This is a genomic window from Streptomyces sp. NPDC002698 (genome assembly GCF_042888945.1).
Taxonomy (GTDB): Bacteria; Actinomycetota; Actinomycetes; order Streptomycetales; family Streptomycetaceae; genus Streptomyces.
Genome location: NZ_JBIAQM010000016.1, coordinates 1 through 17,015, shown reverse-complemented (window position 1 = coordinate 17,015; position 17,015 = coordinate 1). Strand labels below are relative to the sequence as shown.

The window sequence follows — 17,015 nt, the reverse complement described above, 5'->3', positions numbered from 1 at the left end:
CCACCATGGCCGTGCACGAGCAGCCTCGCCGGAGCTCCGGCTTCCACCTGCCGTCGTCTCGCGGGAACCGGACCACCGCCGCGTCCGGGCCGGCCGCGTCGGCGGGTACCGGCACGAGCACCGCGCGGGCCTACGCCCTCGCGTCCCTGCGCCTGCTCACCGGGTTCGTCTTCCTGTGGGCCTTCCTCGACAAGACCTTCGGCCTCGGCTACGCCACCCCGTCCGGCAAGGGGTGGACCGACGGCGGATCACCGACCCAGGGCTTCCTCGGCTCCGTCGCGGCGGGACCGATGAAGTCCACCTTCCACTCCTGGGCGGGGGACACCTGGGCCGACCGGCTGTTCATGCTGGGCCTGCTCGCCATCGGCCTCGCCCTGGTCGCGGGCGTCGCGCTGCGGATCGCCGCCGTCGCGGGCACCGCGATGATGGGGCTGATGTGGATCGCCGAATGGCCCCCCGCCAGGCACCTCGCGGACGGCTCGCCGAGCATGTCCACCAACCCGTTCGTCGACTACCACGTCGTCTACGCCGTCGCCCTGATCGTGCTGGCCGCCGTCGCCGCCGGTGACGTACTGGGCCTGGGCAGGCTCTGGGCGAGGCTGCCGGTCGTCCGCGACCACGGCTGGCTGCGTTGACCCTCGCGGCGCGGTGGGCTTCGGGAGTCCCGTCCGAAGCCCACCGCGCCGTCACGTGTTCCCCGCCGGATCAGTCGGCAGGTTCGTCGGACCGTGACAGGTTGGCCCCGGAGGCCGGGTCGAAGACGTGCATGTGGGCGGTGTCGACCCAGAGTTGGGCCCGGCTGCCCTCGCGCACCTGGGTGGCGGCGTCGAGACGGGCGACGATCTGGTGTCCGCCCGCGCCGGTGTCGGTGATCCCCGAGTCGGCCGCGAGCTCGGCGAGTTCGGAGGTGGCGGTGGGCTGCCATTCGTCCTCGGTGAAGTAGGCGTAGACATCGGATCCCAGGGATTCGACCACGTCGATGTCCACGCTGAAGGTCGTACCCGATCCGGCCCTGCCCTGGTCCACCAGGGTGGCGTCCTCGAAGACCTCCGGACGCAGCCCCACGATCAGGTCCCTGGGGGCGTCGTGCCGCTCGAGGGCGCGGCGCAGCCGGTCGCCGAGTTCGAGGTCGCCCACCGAAGTGCGCAGGCGGCCTCCCTCCGCGGTGGCGTGCAGGAAGTTCATCGAGGGCGAACCGATGAACCCCGCGACGAAGAGGTTCTTCGGCTGCTCGTAGAGGTGTTGCGGGGTCCCGATCTGCTGCACCACTCCGCCGCGCATCACCACCACCCGGTCGCCCAGTGTCATGGCCTCGGTCTGGTCGTGGGTGACGTAGACCGTGGTGCTGCCCAGGCGTTGCTGGAGGCGGGAGATCTGGGTGCGCATCTGGACGCGGAGCTTGGCGTCCAGGTTGGAGAGCGGCTCGTCCATCAGGAACGCCTTCGGGTCGCGCACGATGGCCCGCCCCATCGCCACCCGTTGGCGCTGACCGCCGGAGAGGTTGGCGGGCTTGCGGTCCAGATGATCCGTCAGGTCGAGGATGCGGGCGGCCTCTTCGACCTTCTCGCGGATGGCCGCCTTGTCCACCTTGGCCAGCCGGAGCGCGAAACCCATGTTGTCGCGCACGCTCATGTGCGGGTAGAGGGCGTAGCTCTGGAAGACCATGGCGATGTCGCGGTCCTTCGGGCTCCTGTCGTTGACGACCTGCCCGTCGATCAGGAGGTTGCCCTCGGTGATGTCCTCCAGCCCGGCGATCATGTTGAGGGTGGTGGACTTACCGCAGCCGGACGGGCCGACGAGGATGACGAACTCGCCGTCGCCCACAGTGAGGTTGACGTCCTTCACCGCCACCGCACCATCGGGGTAGCGCTTGGTGATGCCTTCGAGAACGATCTCTGCCACGGTCGGTCCTTCTTGTCCTGACGAACGGCTGCCGCCGGTCAGCCCTTGACGGCTCCGGAGGTGAGCCCGGCCACGATGCGCCGCTGGAAGAGCAGCACGAAGATGATGATGGGGATGGTGATCACCACGGCGGCGGCGGCGATCGAACCGGTGGGCTGGGCGAACTGACTGCTCCCGGTGAAGAAGGCGATGGCCGCCGGCACGGTCCGGGCCGCCGAGGTCGAGGTCAGCGAGATGGCGAAGAGGAAGTCGTTCCAGCAGAAGATGAACACCAGGATCGCGGTGGTGAACACGCCCGGCGCCGCGAGCGGAGCGATCACCAGCCGGAACGCCTGCGCCGGGGTGGCCCCGTCCACCTTGGCCGCCTTCTCCAGGTCCCAGGGGATCTCCCGGAAGAAGGCCGACAGGGTGTAGATGGCGAGCGGCAGGGAGAAGGTCATGTACGGGATGATCAGACCGGTCCAGGTGTCGAAGATGCCGATGATCCGCTCGATGTTGAACAGCGGCGAGACCAGCGAGATGGGCGGGAACATGGCGATCAGCAGCGACATGCCGATCAGCAGGCTCTTGCCGGGGAAGCGGAGCCGGGCGACGGCATAGGCCGCCATGGTGCCCAGCACCACCGCGATCACCGTGGAGATCAGGGCGATGCCGATGGAATTGATCAGCGCGCGGGTGAACTCGGAGGTCTGGAAGATTCCGCGGTAGTTCTCCCAGGTCCACTCGGTCGGGATGAAGCTGCCGTCGGTGAGGGTGCTGGGGGCCTTGAAGGACAGGGAGATGATCCAGCAGACCGGGAACAGGGCATAGACGATCACGATGATGTTGACCAGGGCCCACCCCGTCATCCGTCGTCGTCCGGCGGCGGACATCAGCGTCCCCCTTCCTGAGAGCCGGGCGCGGCCGCCCCGAACAGTTTGATGAAGGCGAAGGCGATCAACGCCACGCACAGGAAGATGAGTACGGAGATGGCCGAGCCGATGCCGAGGTTGAGCGCGGTGAACAGGTTGTCGTAGCCCAGGATGGACACCGAGCCGGTGTTGTGCGCGCCGGACGTGAGGATGTAGATGTTGTCGAAGATCCGGAAGGCGTCCAGGGTCCGGAAGAGCAGGGCGACCAGGATGGCCGGCTTCATCAGGGGGACGGTCACCAGGAAGAAGCGCTGCCAGGCTCCGGCGCCGTCCACCTGGGCCGCGCGCAGCGTCTCCTCCGGCACCAGGGCGAGGCCGGCGAGCAGCAGCAGGGCCATGAACGGGGTGGTCTTCCACACCTCGGCCAGGATGATCAGGCCGATGGCGGGCCACTGTTCGGTGAGGGGAGCGTCACCGGAGGGCAGGAGATCGGCCAGGTAGCCGGTTTCCGGGGTCCAGGCGTACTGCCAGGAGTAGGCGGCGACCACGGTGACGATGCCGTACGGGATCAGGATGGCGGTGCGAACCGTCCCGCGGCCGAAGATGGTGCGGTGCATCACCAGCGCCAGGGCGAATCCGAGGACGAGTTCCACGAGCACGGAGATCACGGTGATGAACACCGTCACCCACAGGGCCTGCCACCAGAACTCCGAGGACAGCACGGCGCCGTAGTTGCTGAGGCCGACGAACTCCGCTTGTTGCGGGAAGCGCAGGTCATAGCGCTGGAGTGAGAGGTAGATCGCGTAGACGATGGGGTAGGCGGTGACGGCGAGCATGACGATCACGGCCGGTGCGCACAGCAGCCAGCCCAACCGGCGCTCCTGCCGGGCCCCTTCGGACAGAGCACGGCCGTCCTTGGGTTTTGTCGCCTTCTTGGGGGCGGCCGGAGCCGACGGGGTCACGGGATCAGCCCCTTCGAGTTGAGGGCGTCCTCGATCTGGCCGCTGATCTTCCGCACGTCCGGTCTCGGCTCGATCCCGTTCGGCGGCGACAGGGTGTGGGAGATCGCGATGGACACGTTCTGGTAGGCGGGTGTCTTGGGCCGGATGCTGGCGTTCTCCAGGGCCGCCAGAACGGTGGAGGCGAAGGGGTAGTTCTTGACCAGGGCAGGGTCCGAGTAGAGCGGGCGGAGCGTCGGCGGAAGCCCGCCCTCGAGCGCCGCGGTCAACTGGTTCTGCCGGTTCCGCAGGCACAGCGCCGCCTCGAAGGCGAACGCGGAGTGGCGGGAGTAGGCGCCGATGGCCAGGTCGATGCCGCCGATGGTGGGCTTGGCCGGCCGGCCCTTTTCGACCCCCGGGTAGGGCGCCCACCGGAACTGCTCGAAGAGCTTGGGGTTGTTGGCCTTCATCGAGGGATACACGAAGGGATAGTTGATCTCGAAGGCCGCGCTGCCGGACTCCATGGCCAGCCGGTTCTGGTCCTCCATCTGATTGGACAGGGAGGGGTCGGCTGCCGCCGAGGTGGCCAGGGTCTTCATGACGGAGGCCGCGCGTACGGCGGGCGGGCCCAGCCTGGGAGCCGTGGCGGTCGCGTTCAGGATGGAGCCGCCGGCGCTCTCCACCAGCGTGTTGAACCAGACCGTGAGTCCTTCGTACTGCGCGCCCTGGATCTCCACGTAGTGCGGTTTGCCCTGCTTCGCCAGGCGGCCGGCCATCAGGATCATCTCGGCCCAGGTCTCGGGCGGAGTGGGGACCAGGTCCTTGCGGTACCAGAGCAGTTGGGTGTTCGTGTTGTACGGGACGGCGTACAGCCGGCCCTTCCAGGTTGCCGTCTGCAGCGGGACCTCCAGGGTGTCCCGGGTGGCCGCGGCGCGGTTGCTTCCCGTCCACGGCAGGATCCACTTGGCTTCCGCGAACTCGGCGGGCCAGGTGACGTCCAGCCCGATGATGTCGACCGTGTCGTCCTTGGCGGCCAGCCGGCGCACCAATTGCTGGCGCTGCCCGTCCGCCGTACGGGGCAGTTTGTTGTAACTGATCCGGTAGCGCCCTCCGGACTGCTTGGAACAGGCGCTCGCCGCACTGGCCAGCGCACCGGAATCATCCGGGAAGTTGTACCAGTTGAGGGTCACCGGCCCCCCGCCTCCGCTCCCGCAGCCGGCGAGCAGAACCGCCGACAGGCACAGAGCGAGCAGAACCCGCAGGAGGCCACGGATGCCGGACGACAGCGCCACGCTCACACTCCTTCCGGACCACTACGAGAAATCCGGACAAGAAGAGGAAGACCGGACGCGCGACAGACTAGGCCCGCGACCGGCATAACCCCTCACGCCTCACCGACTTGTCATCCGATCGGCCGCGGAGAAGGCTTCGGGGGCGGGCGTTCGCCCGCCGACGCGTTCGGCCCCGCGTCGGTGCAATGTGATTGACTTCGCGGTTCAGTGGAACGTACGTTCGCCGGTATGGCTCATGACGAATCCACACGTGCGGCACGTCTGCTGGACGCCCAGGCCAAGGCCGAGCGGCTCTTCGCCGAGATCGAGGCGCGTGGCCTGGTCGCGGCCGGGGAGGGGGAGCGGGCGGTCAGCGACCGAGTGCGCGATCTCGCGAACGAACTCTTCGGCACCACCCGCCACTGGCACAAGCGGATCGTGCGCTCCGGCCCGAACACCCTGGCGCCGTACCGGGACAACCCTCCGGACCGCGTCATCGCCGCGGACGACATCGTCTTCGCCGACTTCGGTCCGATCTTCGAGGAGTACGAGGCCGACTTCGGCCGTACCTTCGTACTCGGCGACGATCCGCTCAAGCACCGGATGCGGGAGGACCTGCCCAGGATCTTCGCCGCCGGCAGACGCTACTTCGCCGAGCACGACGACATCACCGGGAGGCAGCTGTACGCGGAAGTGGAGCGGCTGGCCACCGAGGCCGGGTGGGAGCCGGGCGGATGGCACGCCGGACACCTGGTCGGGGAGTTCCCGCACGAGGTGATCGACGGCGCCGACGCGGAGTCGTACATCACCGCCGCCAACGACACCCCGCTGCGCCGCACCGACAAGGCCGGCCGCACCTGCCACTGGATCCTGGAGATCCATCTCGTCGACCGGGAGCACCGGTTCGGCGGGTTCTACGAGGAACTCCTCACCCTCTGACACGTCGTGTGACGAGCCTCTCGCCTTGGTTAGCCTCCAGCCATGGCACCTGACAGCGGCCCGTACGGACGTGAGCGAACAGCCCGGAGCGCCCCCGCGGCCGGTACGGGGTCGATCTTCGACGTCGTCGTCGACCGCAGGAACAGCAACTCCATGAAGTGGGCCAGTGCCCACGAGTTCCTGACGCCCGAGGAGATCGCGGCCGACCCGCTGCCGATGTGGGTCGCGGACACCGACTTCAAGGCGCCCCAGGCGGTGATCGACGCGCTCCACGAGGCCGTGGACCACGGCGTCTTCGGCTATCCGGGTGGCGCGACCGACAGCTACCTCGACGCCGTGACCGGCTGGCAGGCCAAGCGGTTCGGCTGGGAGGTGCCCCGGGAGTGGGTGACGCAGACCGCGGGGATCATCACCACGCTCAAGACGGTCGTGCAGGCGTTCTCCGCACCGGGCGATTCGGTGCTCATCCAGCCCCCGGTCTATGTGCATTTCCATGAGGACGTCCTGCTGAACGGCCGTCACCTAGCGTTCGCGCCGCTGCAGCGGACCGACGACGGCTACCGGTTCGACGCCCGGGTGTTCGAGGCCGCCATCCGTCCCGACACGAAGCTGTTCATCCTCAGCCATCCGCACAACCCGACCGGGAACGTGTGGACCGAGGACGAATTGCGGACCATGGGCGAGATCTGCGCCCGGCATGACGTCCTGGTCATCTCCGACGAGGTCCACCAGGACCTCGTCCTCGACCCGGACCGCAGACACGTTCCGTTCGCCTCGCTCGGTCAGGAGTTCGCACGCAACAGCATCACCTGCACCTCTCCCAGCAAGACGTTCAACCTTCCCGGCCTCCAGAGCGCCAACGTCTTCGTGCCGGATCCCAGGCTGCGGGCAGAGCTGGAGCGCCAGTACGACCGCAATGTGTTCCCGCTGGTCAACGTACTGGGCATGGTCGCGGCCGAGGCGGCCTACGCGCACGGTGAGCCGTGGCTGGAGGAGTTGCTCACCTACCTGCGCGGCAATCACGCGCACTTCGCCCGGGCGGTCAACTCCGCGACCTCCAAGGTGCGGGTCCTGCCGGCCGACTCCCTGTATCTGGCGTGGATGGACTGCCGGGGACTGGGGATGGACGCCGAATCGCTGGACAGGTTCATGCTCACCAGGGCCCGGCTGTGGCTGGACAAGGGGCAGAAGTTCGGGGCCGAGGGGCACGGCTACATGCGGGTGAACCTGGGCTGCCCCCGCTCCACGGTCGACGAGGCCGTGGACCGCCTGCTCACGGCCGTCGAGAAGCTGTGAGTACGGTGCGCGAGCCGTGGCCCGGGCCTTCCGGGACGCCGTGACCATCGCCGTCGTCGATGAGGGACTCCGCGCAGAGGTCAGGAGTAGGCCATGGGGCAGCCGCGCCGCACCGAGTGCTGGGCGGCGCGCAGCATCAGTGCGACGTAGAAGGCTGCGTCCAGGTCATCGCTCCAGGGGCCCGGCCGGGCGGCGGCCAGTCGCTTCGCCGCTCCGTCCATGAACCACATGGTCAGATCGAGGTTGTGGCACATGCGTGGCGTCTCGGCCGGGAGGCCGATGGCCGCCGCCAGCCTTTCGGCTATCGCCAGTACCTGGGGAGCGCCGGCGACCACGGTCGACGCCTCCGCGTAGCCGGAGCCGAGGGGCAGCCGGATCGTCTCGTCGAGCGAGAACGGCACCAGCACGGTCCAGCCGTAGAAGGTCTCTTCGTCCTCTCGGGACAGGTGAGCCCGGCACAGTGCCACGAACCCGTCCATCGAAGGAACCATCTTCTCCTCGAAGGCCTGCCTCGAACCGCGGACGAAATCCGCCTCCTCGGGCACGGACTCATAGGGCGGCAGCCCCTGTCGCCGCAGCTCGTGGTTCAGCGCCGTGGCGGTCTCCCCCCACCCGTCCTCGCCCTCGGTAAACCAGTCCTCCGCGCAGACACTGATCAGATAGAGACCCATGGCCGCAACGTACAGCGCGCCACTGACACTCCGGACGTCTGACGGATCGTCCGTCAGAGCCCGTAGCTCTTGCCGATCACGTCCCGCTGGATCTCGCTCGTCCCGCCGTAGACGGTGGAGACGACCGCAGCCCGCAGATGGCGTTCCATGTCGTACTCGGTGGCGTAGCCGTAGCCGCCCATCATCTGCATGCCTTCGAGGGCGGCCCGCTTCGCGGTCTCCGTGGCCTTGAGTTTGGCCATGGACGCCTCGCGGGGGAAGAGCCGGTCCGGTTCGGCGTCGCAGTCCGCGGCCACCTCCCGGACCAGCAGCCGGGTGCACTCGATCTCCGTGGCGAGGTCGGCGATCCGGTGCCGCAGGGCCTGGAACGAGCCGACGGGCCGGCCGAACTGTTCGCGCTCACGGACGTGGGCGAGGGCGTCGTCGAAGGCGCGGCGCGCCAGGCCGAGCATGTTGGCGGCGAGGAAGAGCCGCTCGTGGTTCAGTCCGGCCATGAGCTGCCGCCAGCCGTTGTCGACCTCGCCGACGACGGCGTCCGCGGGCAGTCGCACGCCGCTGAAGAAGACGTCGTTGACCTCCCGGCCGCCCATGGTCTCGATGCCCCGGATCTCCACCCCGGGCGTGCCGGCCGGAACGTGGAACATGGTCAGGCCGGCGTGCTTGGCCGCGCCGGTGCGGGCCACGAGCAGGATGCTGTCGGCCAGATGGGCGTTGGAGATCCAGGTCTTCTGCCCGTCGATCAGCCAGTCGCCGTCCGGTCCTCGTCGCGCCCGGCAGCTCAGGGCGCCCACGTCGGAGCCCGCCCCGGGTTCCGACATCGCGATGGCGAGGACCGCGCCCCGCACGGCGCCGGCGAGCACCTCGGCCCTCTGCCGCTCGGTGCCGAACCGTTCGTACGCCTTGGCGGTGATCACGGTGGTGATGAAACCGCCCGCGGGGACCATTCCGTAGGACGTCTCCTCCAGGAAGAGGCAGGCGTCGGCCAGTCCGCCGCCTGCCCCTCCGTACTCCTCCGGCAGGCAGACCCCGAGCCAGCCGAAGTCGGCGAGCCTGGCGTAGACCTGGGCGTTGTGCGGATCACGGCCGTTCCCGGTCAGCGCGTCGCGCTGGTCACGCGTGCCGCACTCGCGTTTGGCGAAGTCGCGGACGGCGGCGACGAAGTCGGCCTGCTCCGGGGTGAGTCGAGTGCTCATGGGGTCCTCCGGGTTCGGGATGGGTCACAAAGAAACGCGGCGGGTCGCATGACCTCTTGAGCGTGACCGGATCCGTCCCTCGTCGCCGTCCCGCCTGGACGCGAAGGCGCGTGTGGGGCAGGGCGCACGGGACGAACAGGACGGCGCCGCGTTTCCCGTGCGGACGGCCCGCTCCCTGGGTATGCGTCTGGTATGGATGCATATGTCACTCGCGAGGGGTCCCGCCATGAGGAGTCCCTTTCGCAGGGCCGGGAGCGATGGCCGCGAGATTTCGGGAGTCGTGGATGAGTCGAAGATACAAAAACTATTGACTTGTTTCACGGGGCGCGTCAATACTCCGGACACAACGGAGAAACGGAAGCGTCATGGCTCCTCTGCCGCACCTGCCCACCCAGCCCGAACCCGTACAGCCCAAGGGAGTCGAGACGTCCTCCGCGGTGAGGGCACCGCGTCGGGGCGGAACGGCCTGGCGGTACTTCGGGGACGCCCGTGCCACCCTCATGGCGCCCCAGCTGCTCCTGCTCCAGGTCGCACACCCCGTCGTCGGCGCCGGCGTCGAGGACCACAGCGACTTCCGCGCCGAACCCTGGCCCCGGCTGATGCGCACCCTGTTCTCGCTGAGCACCGTGATCTACGGAGGGCAGCGCGCGGCCACCGAAGAGGCACGGCGCCTGATCCGGGTGCACGCCGGAATGAAGGGGACCGACTCCGCGGGCCGCCGCTACCGCGCGCTCGATCCGGAGGCCTATCACTGGGTGCACGCGACCCTCGTCAAAGGGCCCGTCGACGCGCAGAACCTGTTCGGCAAGGGCATGACCGCACAGGAAACGGAGGAGTACTACCGCGAGATGCGGGACGTCGGACGGGTCTGGGGCCTCAAGGACCACCATCTGCCCCCGGACTGGGCGGCGTTCAGCGCCTACTACGACGACATGGTCGACAACCGGCTGGAGTACAACCAGTCCGTTCGGGACGTCGTCGACGAACTCACCCACCCCGCCAAGCCGTTCCGCCTGCTCCCGGCCCCGCTCTGGCGGCCGTTCGCCCGGATCGCCGCCCACTACGCGCTGCTGGTCACCGTCGGCACCATGCCACCCCGCCTGCGCGACCGGCTCCACCTCGGCTGGAGCCCGCGGCGGCAACGCGCACTGCGGCGCTTCGCCCGCGTCGTGAGGTTCGTGATGCTGCTCGTCCCGCCCCCGCTCCGCATCGGCGGCACGCTCGCCATCGCCTACTGGGCCACCCACCGACCGGGCACCGATCCCGCGGCGCGGCGCCCGCTGGGGGCGAGCTGACCCGAGGTCCACCACCGAGCCCGTTCCAGTCGTGGTTCTACGGCGGTGAGCGAGCCGTCGAGGAGGGCCGCCGCCCGCGTAAGACCGTCAGTGGCGGCCCTGGACGCGTGAACGCGCCCGATTCGCGGGTCAGTCGGCAGGTTTCTCCCAGACCGAGACATGTTGACGGCTCTCGCTCGTGAAGGCTTCCCGCGTCCACCCGCCCCACCGCTCGCGCAGTCGCAGCCCGGCGAGCTGGGCCATCAGGTCGAGTTCCGACGGCCACACGTACCGGAAGGGAATCGATCGGTACTCGCCGCGGCCGTCGACGACCTCGATGTAGTTCGAACTCGTCGCCTGGGTGGCGGTGTCGTAGATGTCGAAGGCCCATCGCGTCGGGCTCACGTGGAAGGGGACGACGTTCTGCCCGGCCGGGAGCTTTCTCAGTTCGGGGACCATGACCTCGATGACGAAGCGGCCTCCGGGTTCCAGGTGGGCCGCCGCGTTGCGGAAACAGGCCACCTGCTCGGCCTGCGTCGTCAGATTCATGATCGTGTTGTAGAGCAGGTAGGCGACGGAGAACGTTCCGTCCACCCGCGTCGTCGCGAAGTCACCGATCGTGACGCCGATCGCGTCACCGCCGGGCTTGGCACGCAGGCGTGCAACCATCGCTCGCGACAGGTCGATGCCGTGGACCTCCACTCCGCGTTGTGCCAGCGGCAACGCGATGCGCCCCGTCCCGATGCCCAGTTCAAGGGCCCGGCCGCCGTCGGTCAGGCCTGCCAGGAAGTCGGCCGTCGCGTTGACGACGCCCGGCTGGAACATGTCTCCCGACGACTCGTCGTAGGTCGCCGCGACACGCTCTCCGAAGTAGCCGTCCTGATTGCCCATCGCCAGACCGTACTGGGGGAGCCCGTCACGGCGCACGCGGATTTCGCCGGGCCGGTGGCGTGGACGGTCACGAGTCCGCGGGGTCGTCCGGGGCTGTCCTGGGGCTGGTGTGGAGGACTTCGCGGGCCTGTTCGGCGGCGCGGGTGATGCTTTCGCTGATGAAGTCGAGGAAGCGGGCGACGTTCTCCAGACGGGCGGCGGCGAGGGTGTCGCGGCCGAGGACGGCGACGCCCTGGCGGGCGGTCTTGACGAGTTCGTCATTGGCCCGGGCGCTGGCGATCGTCGCCTGGTAGAAGAGCTCGCCGTCGACGACGTAGCGGTCGCGACGGCCCTCGTCGCGTTCCCGGCGGACGAGGCTCTGGCTCTCCAGGAACGTGATGGCCTTGGAGATGGACGCCGGGCTGACCTGGAGGCGCTGGGTGAGCTGGGACGCGGTGAGGCTGCCCGTGTCCGCGGTGAACAGACAGGTCAGCACCCGGGCCGGGATCTTGGGCAGGCCGGAGCTCATGAGGACGGTGGTGAACGTCTCCTCGTACTCGGCCACGGCCTCGGCGTCGCGTCCGTGCGGCTGGGGAACCGACTCCGGCCCGCGGGAGGTGGCGGTCCTGCGCCGGTGGGCACGGCGTTCGGTGGCGCGATGGGCCAGGTTGGCGCGGTAGGCGGTGGGACCGCCGTTGCGCATCACCTCACGGGTGACCGTCGAGGTGGGGCGGCCCAGGCTCCGGGCGATCTCGGCGTAGGGGAGGCTGTCGGCCAGTCCCAGCGCGATCTGCTGGCGTTCCTGCTGGGTGAGTCTGCCTCCCGGCATCGCGGTCTCCTCGGTGATTCCTCGCGGTGGTCCCTGTGTCCCTCACTATAGCGTTCACGACTCACTCATTGCAATGATCGAAACGGGCGACGTTGCGTTCCCTTCAGGGTTGTTGCAACACTTTCTAGCCTTCTAGCTGTGTGAACGTCGATTCTATGCAACGAGTGTGTTGCCTGGTACGGGAAGGCGACGTAGCGTTTCCAATGTCAGAAACGATTGGCGGGCAAGGGGGAGCGCGATGCGCGACGGCATCGCCGTACTCGACATCCGCGCGATCGCCTCCCGCGGTGACATCGCCACCCGCAGCCTCTGAGAAGACGCCCCGACGCGACCAGGAGAAGACCCGTGAAGAAGAACAACACCCCCTCGACCGGCTCGACATGGACCGGCATGGTCCCCGTAGACGACACGGCCCTCGCCGTCACCGACACCGGCGGCGCCGGCGTCCCCGTCGTCTACCTCAACGGCCAGTTCGCCACCCAGGGCTACTGGCGGAGGGTCATCGCCGAACTGGGGCCCGGATGGCGCCACATCACCTATGACGAACGGGCCCGCGGCAAGTCGAAGCGCTCGGCGGACTACTCCTTCGAGGCGGCCGTCCGGGACGTCGACGCCGTCCTCGCGGCCCGGGGCGTGGACCGCGCGCTGGTGGTGGGCTGGTCCTACGGGGCGTTCGTCGGAGCTCACTGGGCCCACCGCAACCCCTCACGCGCCGTGGGCGCGGTCCTGGTCGAGGGGGCGCAGCCCTACGACTGGCTGGACGAGGCGATGGAAGCGCGGATCCGGAAACTGTTCCGGCGGATGGGCTGGTTCCTGCCGCTGCTGCGCCCGACGGGCCTGGCCCCGCGGATGAACGCCCGGCAGATGGCGGACACCAACATCGAACTCGGTCGGCGCGCCCGCGAGCGCGAACTGGCCCCCGTGCTGGACGGCATCACCGTTCCGGTGCGCTACGTGGTCGCCTCGGGCGCGTCCCTGGGGAGCAAGGGTGACGAGCAGGAACGGATCCGCGCCGCCCTCGACGCGGTGACCGTCCGCAACCCGCACATCCGGATCAGCGCGAAGGTCGCCAGCAACCACGACGCGATCCTGAAGAAGGACTTCGCGGCCATCGCCGAGGCCGTGCGCGAGGCCGCCGCCCTCGACGGCGGCGGGGGCTGAAGGCGCGGCGGGCGGGGCGGATGCCGTCCCGCTCGCCGCGTGCCCACCCGCTGTAGCGTTCACCTTCCTTCATTGCAACAAGTAGGGGAAGGGCTGTTGCGTTATGGTTCAAATCATTGCAACGATTTCATGCCATTCACCTGGAGGTATGGGGGTGATTCGCAATTAATGAGTTGCCTCATCTATGAACGCAACGTAGCGTTTCCGATGTAGGAAACAGTGATGGGGAACGACGGCGGGGCGAGGCCTCGCGGGTCGGACGGACGGACAAAGGGGTGGGGATCATGGAAACAGCACCGAGCCGGCGGCAGGCCGCCGCTCCCGGCGCCTTCACCGCCTTCGCCCGCTTCGTTCTCTGCGGCGGGGGAGTGGGGCTCGCCTCCAGCTTCGCCGTGGCGGCCCTCGCAGCCTGGATTCCCTGGGGTGTGGCCAACGCCCTGATCACCGCGGCCTCCACCCTCCTGGCCACCGAACTGCACGCCCGCTTCACCTTCGGTGCGGGCGGGCGCGCGACCTGGCGCCAGCATGTGCAGTCGGCCGGGTCCGCCGCGGCCACCTATGCGGTGACCTGCGCGGCGATGCTCGTCCTGCACCAACTGGTGGCGGCGCCCGGCGCGATGCTCGAGCAGGCCGTCTACCTGTCCGCCTCCGCGCTCGCCGGTGTCGCACGGTTCGTGGCGCTGCGCCTGGTCGTCTTCGCACGCGGCCACGTGCAGGGCGCGGCCTCCGTCCGGTGTGACTCCGCGTCGGACACGGCCTCCGTTCGCCGCGGCCTCGCGCCGGACCCGGCCGCCGTCCGCACCGCCCGCCCCGTCCCCGCGACCGCGGCCCGCGTCACGGCACCGGCGGGTCAGGCGGCGCTCTGTCGCGCCGCCTGACCGCTCCGCCGAGAGGGCCGCGGCCGGAGTGTCACATCCGCGGGTCGGGCTTCAGCAGGGCGAACGCGGCGCCGAACGGGTCCGCGAGCCAGGCGATGCGGCCGACGTCCGGGACGTCCGCCGCCGGCATCAGGACGGACCCGCCGTTCGTCGTGGCCGCCGCGGCCGTGGCGTCGGCGTCCTCCGCGTGGAAGTAGGGAACCCAGCGGGGCCGTTCGCCTTCGCCGCCGCCCATCGGCGCGACCCCGCCGAAGGAGGCGTCCTGCTGGTCGCCGTCCTTGGTGCTCAGTACCCGGTACGTCATGCCGGGCGCCTGCATCTCCTGGCTGCGCCAGCCGAACAGGCCCTCGTAGAAGGCGATGGCGGCGAGCGGGTCGGGGACGTGCAACTCTGCCCAGAGCAGCGTGTTCGGGGCGGAGGCGATCTCCAGTCCGGCGGTCTTGCCGGGCTGCCAGAGGGCGAACTCGGCGCCCTGCGGGTCGGTGGCCTGTGCCAGATGGCCCTCGCCCATGACGTCCATGGGCTCCATCCGGACGGTCCCGCCGCCGGCCGTGACGGCAGAGACGGTGGCCTGGATGTCATCGGCCTTGAAGTGGATCATCCAGGCGGACTTCGCGCCCTCCTGGGTGAGGGGTCCGAGCGCGGCGACGGTCTTCCCGCCGATCTGGAAGAACCCGTACCCGCCCGCTTCCGGTCCTGCGGAGACGAACTGCCAGCCGAGGACGGCGCCGTAGAACGCGGCGGCCGCCTCGGTGTCGGGGCTGCCGAGGTCCAGCCAGTTGGGCGATCCGATGCTGAAGTCTGTGCCGAGCATGAGGAGTCCTCCGGGGACGTCGGTCGAACGGGCGGGGGCAACGATGCCGACCCGGCCCGCGCCGGGCCACCCGTAACCACCAGCGGCCCCGTGGGCTTCACTCGTACGGAGCAACCCGCGGGCTGCTCCGGCGCCGAAAGCGCGACCGGCGCCCGATGGTCTTCCCGGCCTCGGCGGCCGGGGCGAGCGGCACGCCCCACCGGTCGCGGCCGGTGGCGCCACCACGCGGCCGGGTGCGAGAACTGATCCATGGGCCCGGACCGTGCCGACATCCCGTCGGCCATAGCGTTCACCTTCGTTCATTGCAACGTCTCCCGTATGAGCGTGTTGCGTTAAGTCTGAGGTTGTTGCAACAAATTTCGGGCAGCTACCTGCAGATATGAATAACCGGCGCAACAAGCGTGTTGCCGTATCCGTGAATGCAACGTAGCGTTTCTGTCATCGGAAAACAGCGGGCCGACCACGGCGCGCGACGCCGGAGAAGGAGAGCATCATGCAGAAGTTCGACACCCCCGCCCCCGTCTCCGCGATCATCGACATCCCCGCGGGACGCATCCAGGTCATCGCCGCCGACCGTGCCGACACCACTGTCGAGGTCCTGCCCGCCAACGGTGCCAAGAGCCGCGACGTGAAGGCGGCCGGACAGGTCCGGATCGACTACGCCGACGGTGTCCTGCGCGTCGAGGCTCCGGAGGCGAAGAACCGGCTGCTCGGCCCGTCCGGGGCCGTCGAGGTGACCGTGCAGCTTCCGGCCGGCTCCCGCGTCGAGGCGAAGGCGGCCGCCGCCGAGTTCCGCGGCGTCGGACGCCTCGGCGAGGTCACCTTCGAGGGCGGCCACCGCTCGGTCAAGCTCGACGAGGCCGACAGCGCCCGCCTGACCGGCCTCGACGCCGACATCACCGTCGGCCGCCTGAACGGCCCCGCCGAGATCAGCACCCAGAAGGGCGACCTGAACGTCGTCGAGGCCGCCCGCGGAACGCTCACGCTGAGCACGCAGATGGGGAACATCACCGTCGGCGCCGCTCCCGGCGTCTCCGCGGCCCTGGACGCCGGCACCACCTTCGGCCGGGTCAGCAACACGCTCAAGAACGCCGACGCGACTCCCGGCCTGACCATCCACGCGACCACCGCCCACGGCGACATCACCGCCCGCAGCCTCTGACCGCCGCCTCGACCAAGGAGCACTCCATGACCGACCCGGCCATCGTCGCACGGGGGCTGCGCAAGTCCTACGGCGACAAGACCGTTCTCGACGGCATCGACCTGACCGTCCCCGAAGCGACGGTCTTCTCCCTGCTCGGCCCGAACGGTGCCGGCAAGACCACCGCCGTCAAGATCCTCTCCACACTGATCTCCCCCGACCCCGGCTCCGGCGAGCTGCGCGTCGGCGGTCACGACCTGGCCGAAGAGGCACAGGCCGCACGTGCCGTGATCGGGGTCACCGGGCAGTTCTCCGCCGTCGACGGCCTGATCACCGGCGAGGAGAACATGCTCCTCATGGCGGACCTGCACCACCTGCCCAAGAGCGAGGGCCGGCGCGTCAGTGCCGAACTCCTGGAGCGCTTCGACCTCGTCGAGGCCGCGAAGAAGCCCGCCTCCACCTACTCCGGCGGCATGAAGCGGCGCCTGGACATCGCCATGACCCTGGTCGGCAGTCCCCGCATCATCTTCCTCGACGAACCGACCACCGGCCTGGACCCCCGCTCCCGCCACACCATGTGGGGCATCATCCGCGAACTCGTCGCCGACGGCACCACGGTCTTCCTCACCACCCAGTACCTGGAGGAGGCCGACCAGCTCGCCGACCGCATCGCCGTGCTGAACAACGGAAAGATCGCCGCCGAGGGCACCGCGGAGGAGCTCAAGCGGCTCGTCCCCGGCGGCCACGTCCGCCTGCGCTTCACCGACCCGGTCGCCTACCGGTCCGCCGCCGCCTCGCTGGGAGACGTGTCCCATGACGACGAGGCCCTCGCCCTGCACCTGCCCAGCGACGGCAGCCAGCGTGAACTGCGCGCCGTCCTCGACCGCCTGGACGCGGCCGGCGTCGAGGCCGACGAACTGACCGTGCACACCCCCGACCTCGACGACGTGTTCTTCGCCCTCACCGACAGCGGCAAGCTGCCCCACC

The 17,015-nt window shown here is 69.3% G+C and carries 17 protein-coding genes; 8 read left to right on the top strand and 9 right to left on the bottom strand.

What is annotated here, in order from left to right:
- Positions 1–5 precede the first annotated feature (5 nt).
- Positions 6–635: a hypothetical protein gene (locus ACFYW9_RS22585; protein WP_389153161.1), complete on the top strand. Its 630-nt coding sequence runs from the start codon at positions 6–8 to the stop codon at positions 633–635.
- A gap of 70 nt (positions 636–705) precedes the next feature.
- Here ACFYW9_RS22585 and ACFYW9_RS22580 read toward each other — a convergent pair whose 3' ends face one another.
- Genes ACFYW9_RS22580 through ACFYW9_RS22565 form a run of 4 tightly spaced genes read right to left on the bottom strand, consistent with a single transcriptional unit; the run spans position 706 to position 4,983 of the window.
- A complete protein-coding gene (locus tag ACFYW9_RS22580; protein WP_389153158.1) occupies positions 706–1,902 on the bottom strand; it encodes an ABC transporter ATP-binding protein in 1,197 nt (398 codons plus the stop codon).
- Between the two features lie 38 nt (positions 1,903–1,940).
- A complete protein-coding gene (locus tag ACFYW9_RS22575) occupies positions 1,941–2,774 on the bottom strand; it encodes a carbohydrate ABC transporter permease (protein WP_387295718.1) in 834 nt (277 codons plus the stop codon).
- Positions 2,774–3,715: a carbohydrate ABC transporter permease gene (locus ACFYW9_RS22570; protein WP_389153154.1), complete on the bottom strand. Its 942-nt coding sequence runs from the start codon at positions 3,713–3,715 to the stop codon at positions 2,774–2,776. Before ACFYW9_RS22570 ends, ACFYW9_RS22575 begins: the two co-directional genes overlap by 1 nt.
- Positions 3,712–4,983: an ABC transporter substrate-binding protein gene (locus ACFYW9_RS22565; RefSeq protein ID WP_389153151.1), complete on the bottom strand. Its 1,272-nt coding sequence runs from the start codon at positions 4,981–4,983 to the stop codon at positions 3,712–3,714. Before ACFYW9_RS22565 ends, ACFYW9_RS22570 begins: the two co-directional genes overlap by 4 nt.
- Positions 4,984–5,211: 228 nt before the next feature.
- Between ACFYW9_RS22565 and ACFYW9_RS22560 the strand changes: the two genes are divergently transcribed.
- A complete protein-coding gene (locus ACFYW9_RS22560) occupies positions 5,212–5,901 on the top strand; it encodes a M24 family metallopeptidase (protein ID WP_389153148.1) in 690 nt (229 codons plus the stop codon).
- A gap of 42 nt (positions 5,902–5,943) precedes the next feature.
- Positions 5,944–7,197 (top strand): MalY/PatB family protein, encoded by a 1,254-nt coding sequence (locus tag ACFYW9_RS22555; protein WP_389153145.1) that lies wholly within the window; start codon positions 5,944–5,946, stop codon positions 7,195–7,197.
- An 80-nt stretch (positions 7,198–7,277) separates the two neighbouring features.
- Here ACFYW9_RS22555 and ACFYW9_RS22550 read toward each other — a convergent pair whose 3' ends face one another.
- Together ACFYW9_RS22550 and ACFYW9_RS22545 are read right to left on the bottom strand one after the other, a co-directional pair.
- A complete protein-coding gene (locus ACFYW9_RS22550; RefSeq protein WP_389153141.1) occupies positions 7,278–7,868 on the bottom strand; it encodes a hypothetical protein in 591 nt (196 codons plus the stop codon).
- Positions 7,869–7,921: 53 nt separating this feature from the next.
- Positions 7,922–9,061, bottom strand: a complete 1,140-nt coding sequence (locus ACFYW9_RS22545; RefSeq protein WP_389153138.1) for an acyl-CoA dehydrogenase family protein — start codon at positions 9,059–9,061, stop codon at positions 7,922–7,924.
- A gap of 365 nt (positions 9,062–9,426) precedes the next feature.
- Between ACFYW9_RS22545 and ACFYW9_RS22540 the strand changes: the two genes are divergently transcribed.
- On the top strand, positions 9,427–10,356 hold the full coding sequence (locus ACFYW9_RS22540) for an oxygenase MpaB family protein (protein ID WP_389153135.1): 930 nt from the start codon (positions 9,427–9,429) through the stop codon (positions 10,354–10,356).
- A gap of 129 nt (positions 10,357–10,485) precedes the next feature.
- Here ACFYW9_RS22540 and ACFYW9_RS22535 read toward each other — a convergent pair whose 3' ends face one another.
- Complete coding sequence (locus ACFYW9_RS22535) at positions 10,486–11,226, bottom strand: class I SAM-dependent DNA methyltransferase (RefSeq protein WP_389153131.1); 741 nt, start codon at positions 11,224–11,226, stop codon at positions 10,486–10,488.
- Between the two features lie 67 nt (positions 11,227–11,293).
- The gene (locus ACFYW9_RS22530; protein WP_389153128.1) at positions 11,294–12,034 is read right to left on the bottom strand and encodes a helix-turn-helix domain-containing protein; all 741 of its coding nucleotides are present in this window, start codon (positions 12,032–12,034) and stop codon (positions 11,294–11,296) included.
- 345 nt (positions 12,035–12,379) lie between these two features.
- On the opposite strand from ACFYW9_RS22530, the gene ACFYW9_RS22525 reads away from it, so the two are divergent.
- Together ACFYW9_RS22525 and ACFYW9_RS22520 are read left to right on the top strand one after the other, a co-directional pair.
- A complete protein-coding gene (locus ACFYW9_RS22525) occupies positions 12,380–13,195 on the top strand; it encodes an alpha/beta fold hydrolase (protein WP_389153124.1) in 816 nt (271 codons plus the stop codon).
- A gap of 284 nt (positions 13,196–13,479) precedes the next feature.
- A complete protein-coding gene (locus ACFYW9_RS22520) occupies positions 13,480–14,073 on the top strand; it encodes a hypothetical protein (RefSeq protein WP_389153121.1) in 594 nt (197 codons plus the stop codon).
- Positions 14,074–14,104: 31 nt separating this feature from the next.
- Here the strand turns inward: ACFYW9_RS22520 and ACFYW9_RS22515 are convergent, their stop codons facing one another.
- Positions 14,105–14,887 carry a VOC family protein gene (locus ACFYW9_RS22515; RefSeq protein ID WP_389153119.1) on the bottom strand — a complete coding sequence of 261 codons (783 nt, stop codon included), beginning with the start codon at positions 14,885–14,887 and terminating at the stop codon, positions 14,105–14,107.
- A 493-nt stretch (positions 14,888–15,380) separates the two neighbouring features.
- On the opposite strand from ACFYW9_RS22515, the gene ACFYW9_RS22510 reads away from it, so the two are divergent.
- Both ACFYW9_RS22510 and ACFYW9_RS22505 read left to right on the top strand, forming a co-directional pair.
- A complete protein-coding gene (locus tag ACFYW9_RS22510; protein WP_389153117.1) occupies positions 15,381–16,049 on the top strand; it encodes a hypothetical protein in 669 nt (222 codons plus the stop codon).
- 26 nt (positions 16,050–16,075) lie between these two features.
- Positions 16,076–17,015 (top strand): ATP-binding cassette domain-containing protein (locus ACFYW9_RS22505; RefSeq protein WP_389153114.1); only part of this gene is annotated, 940 nt, incomplete at its 3' end.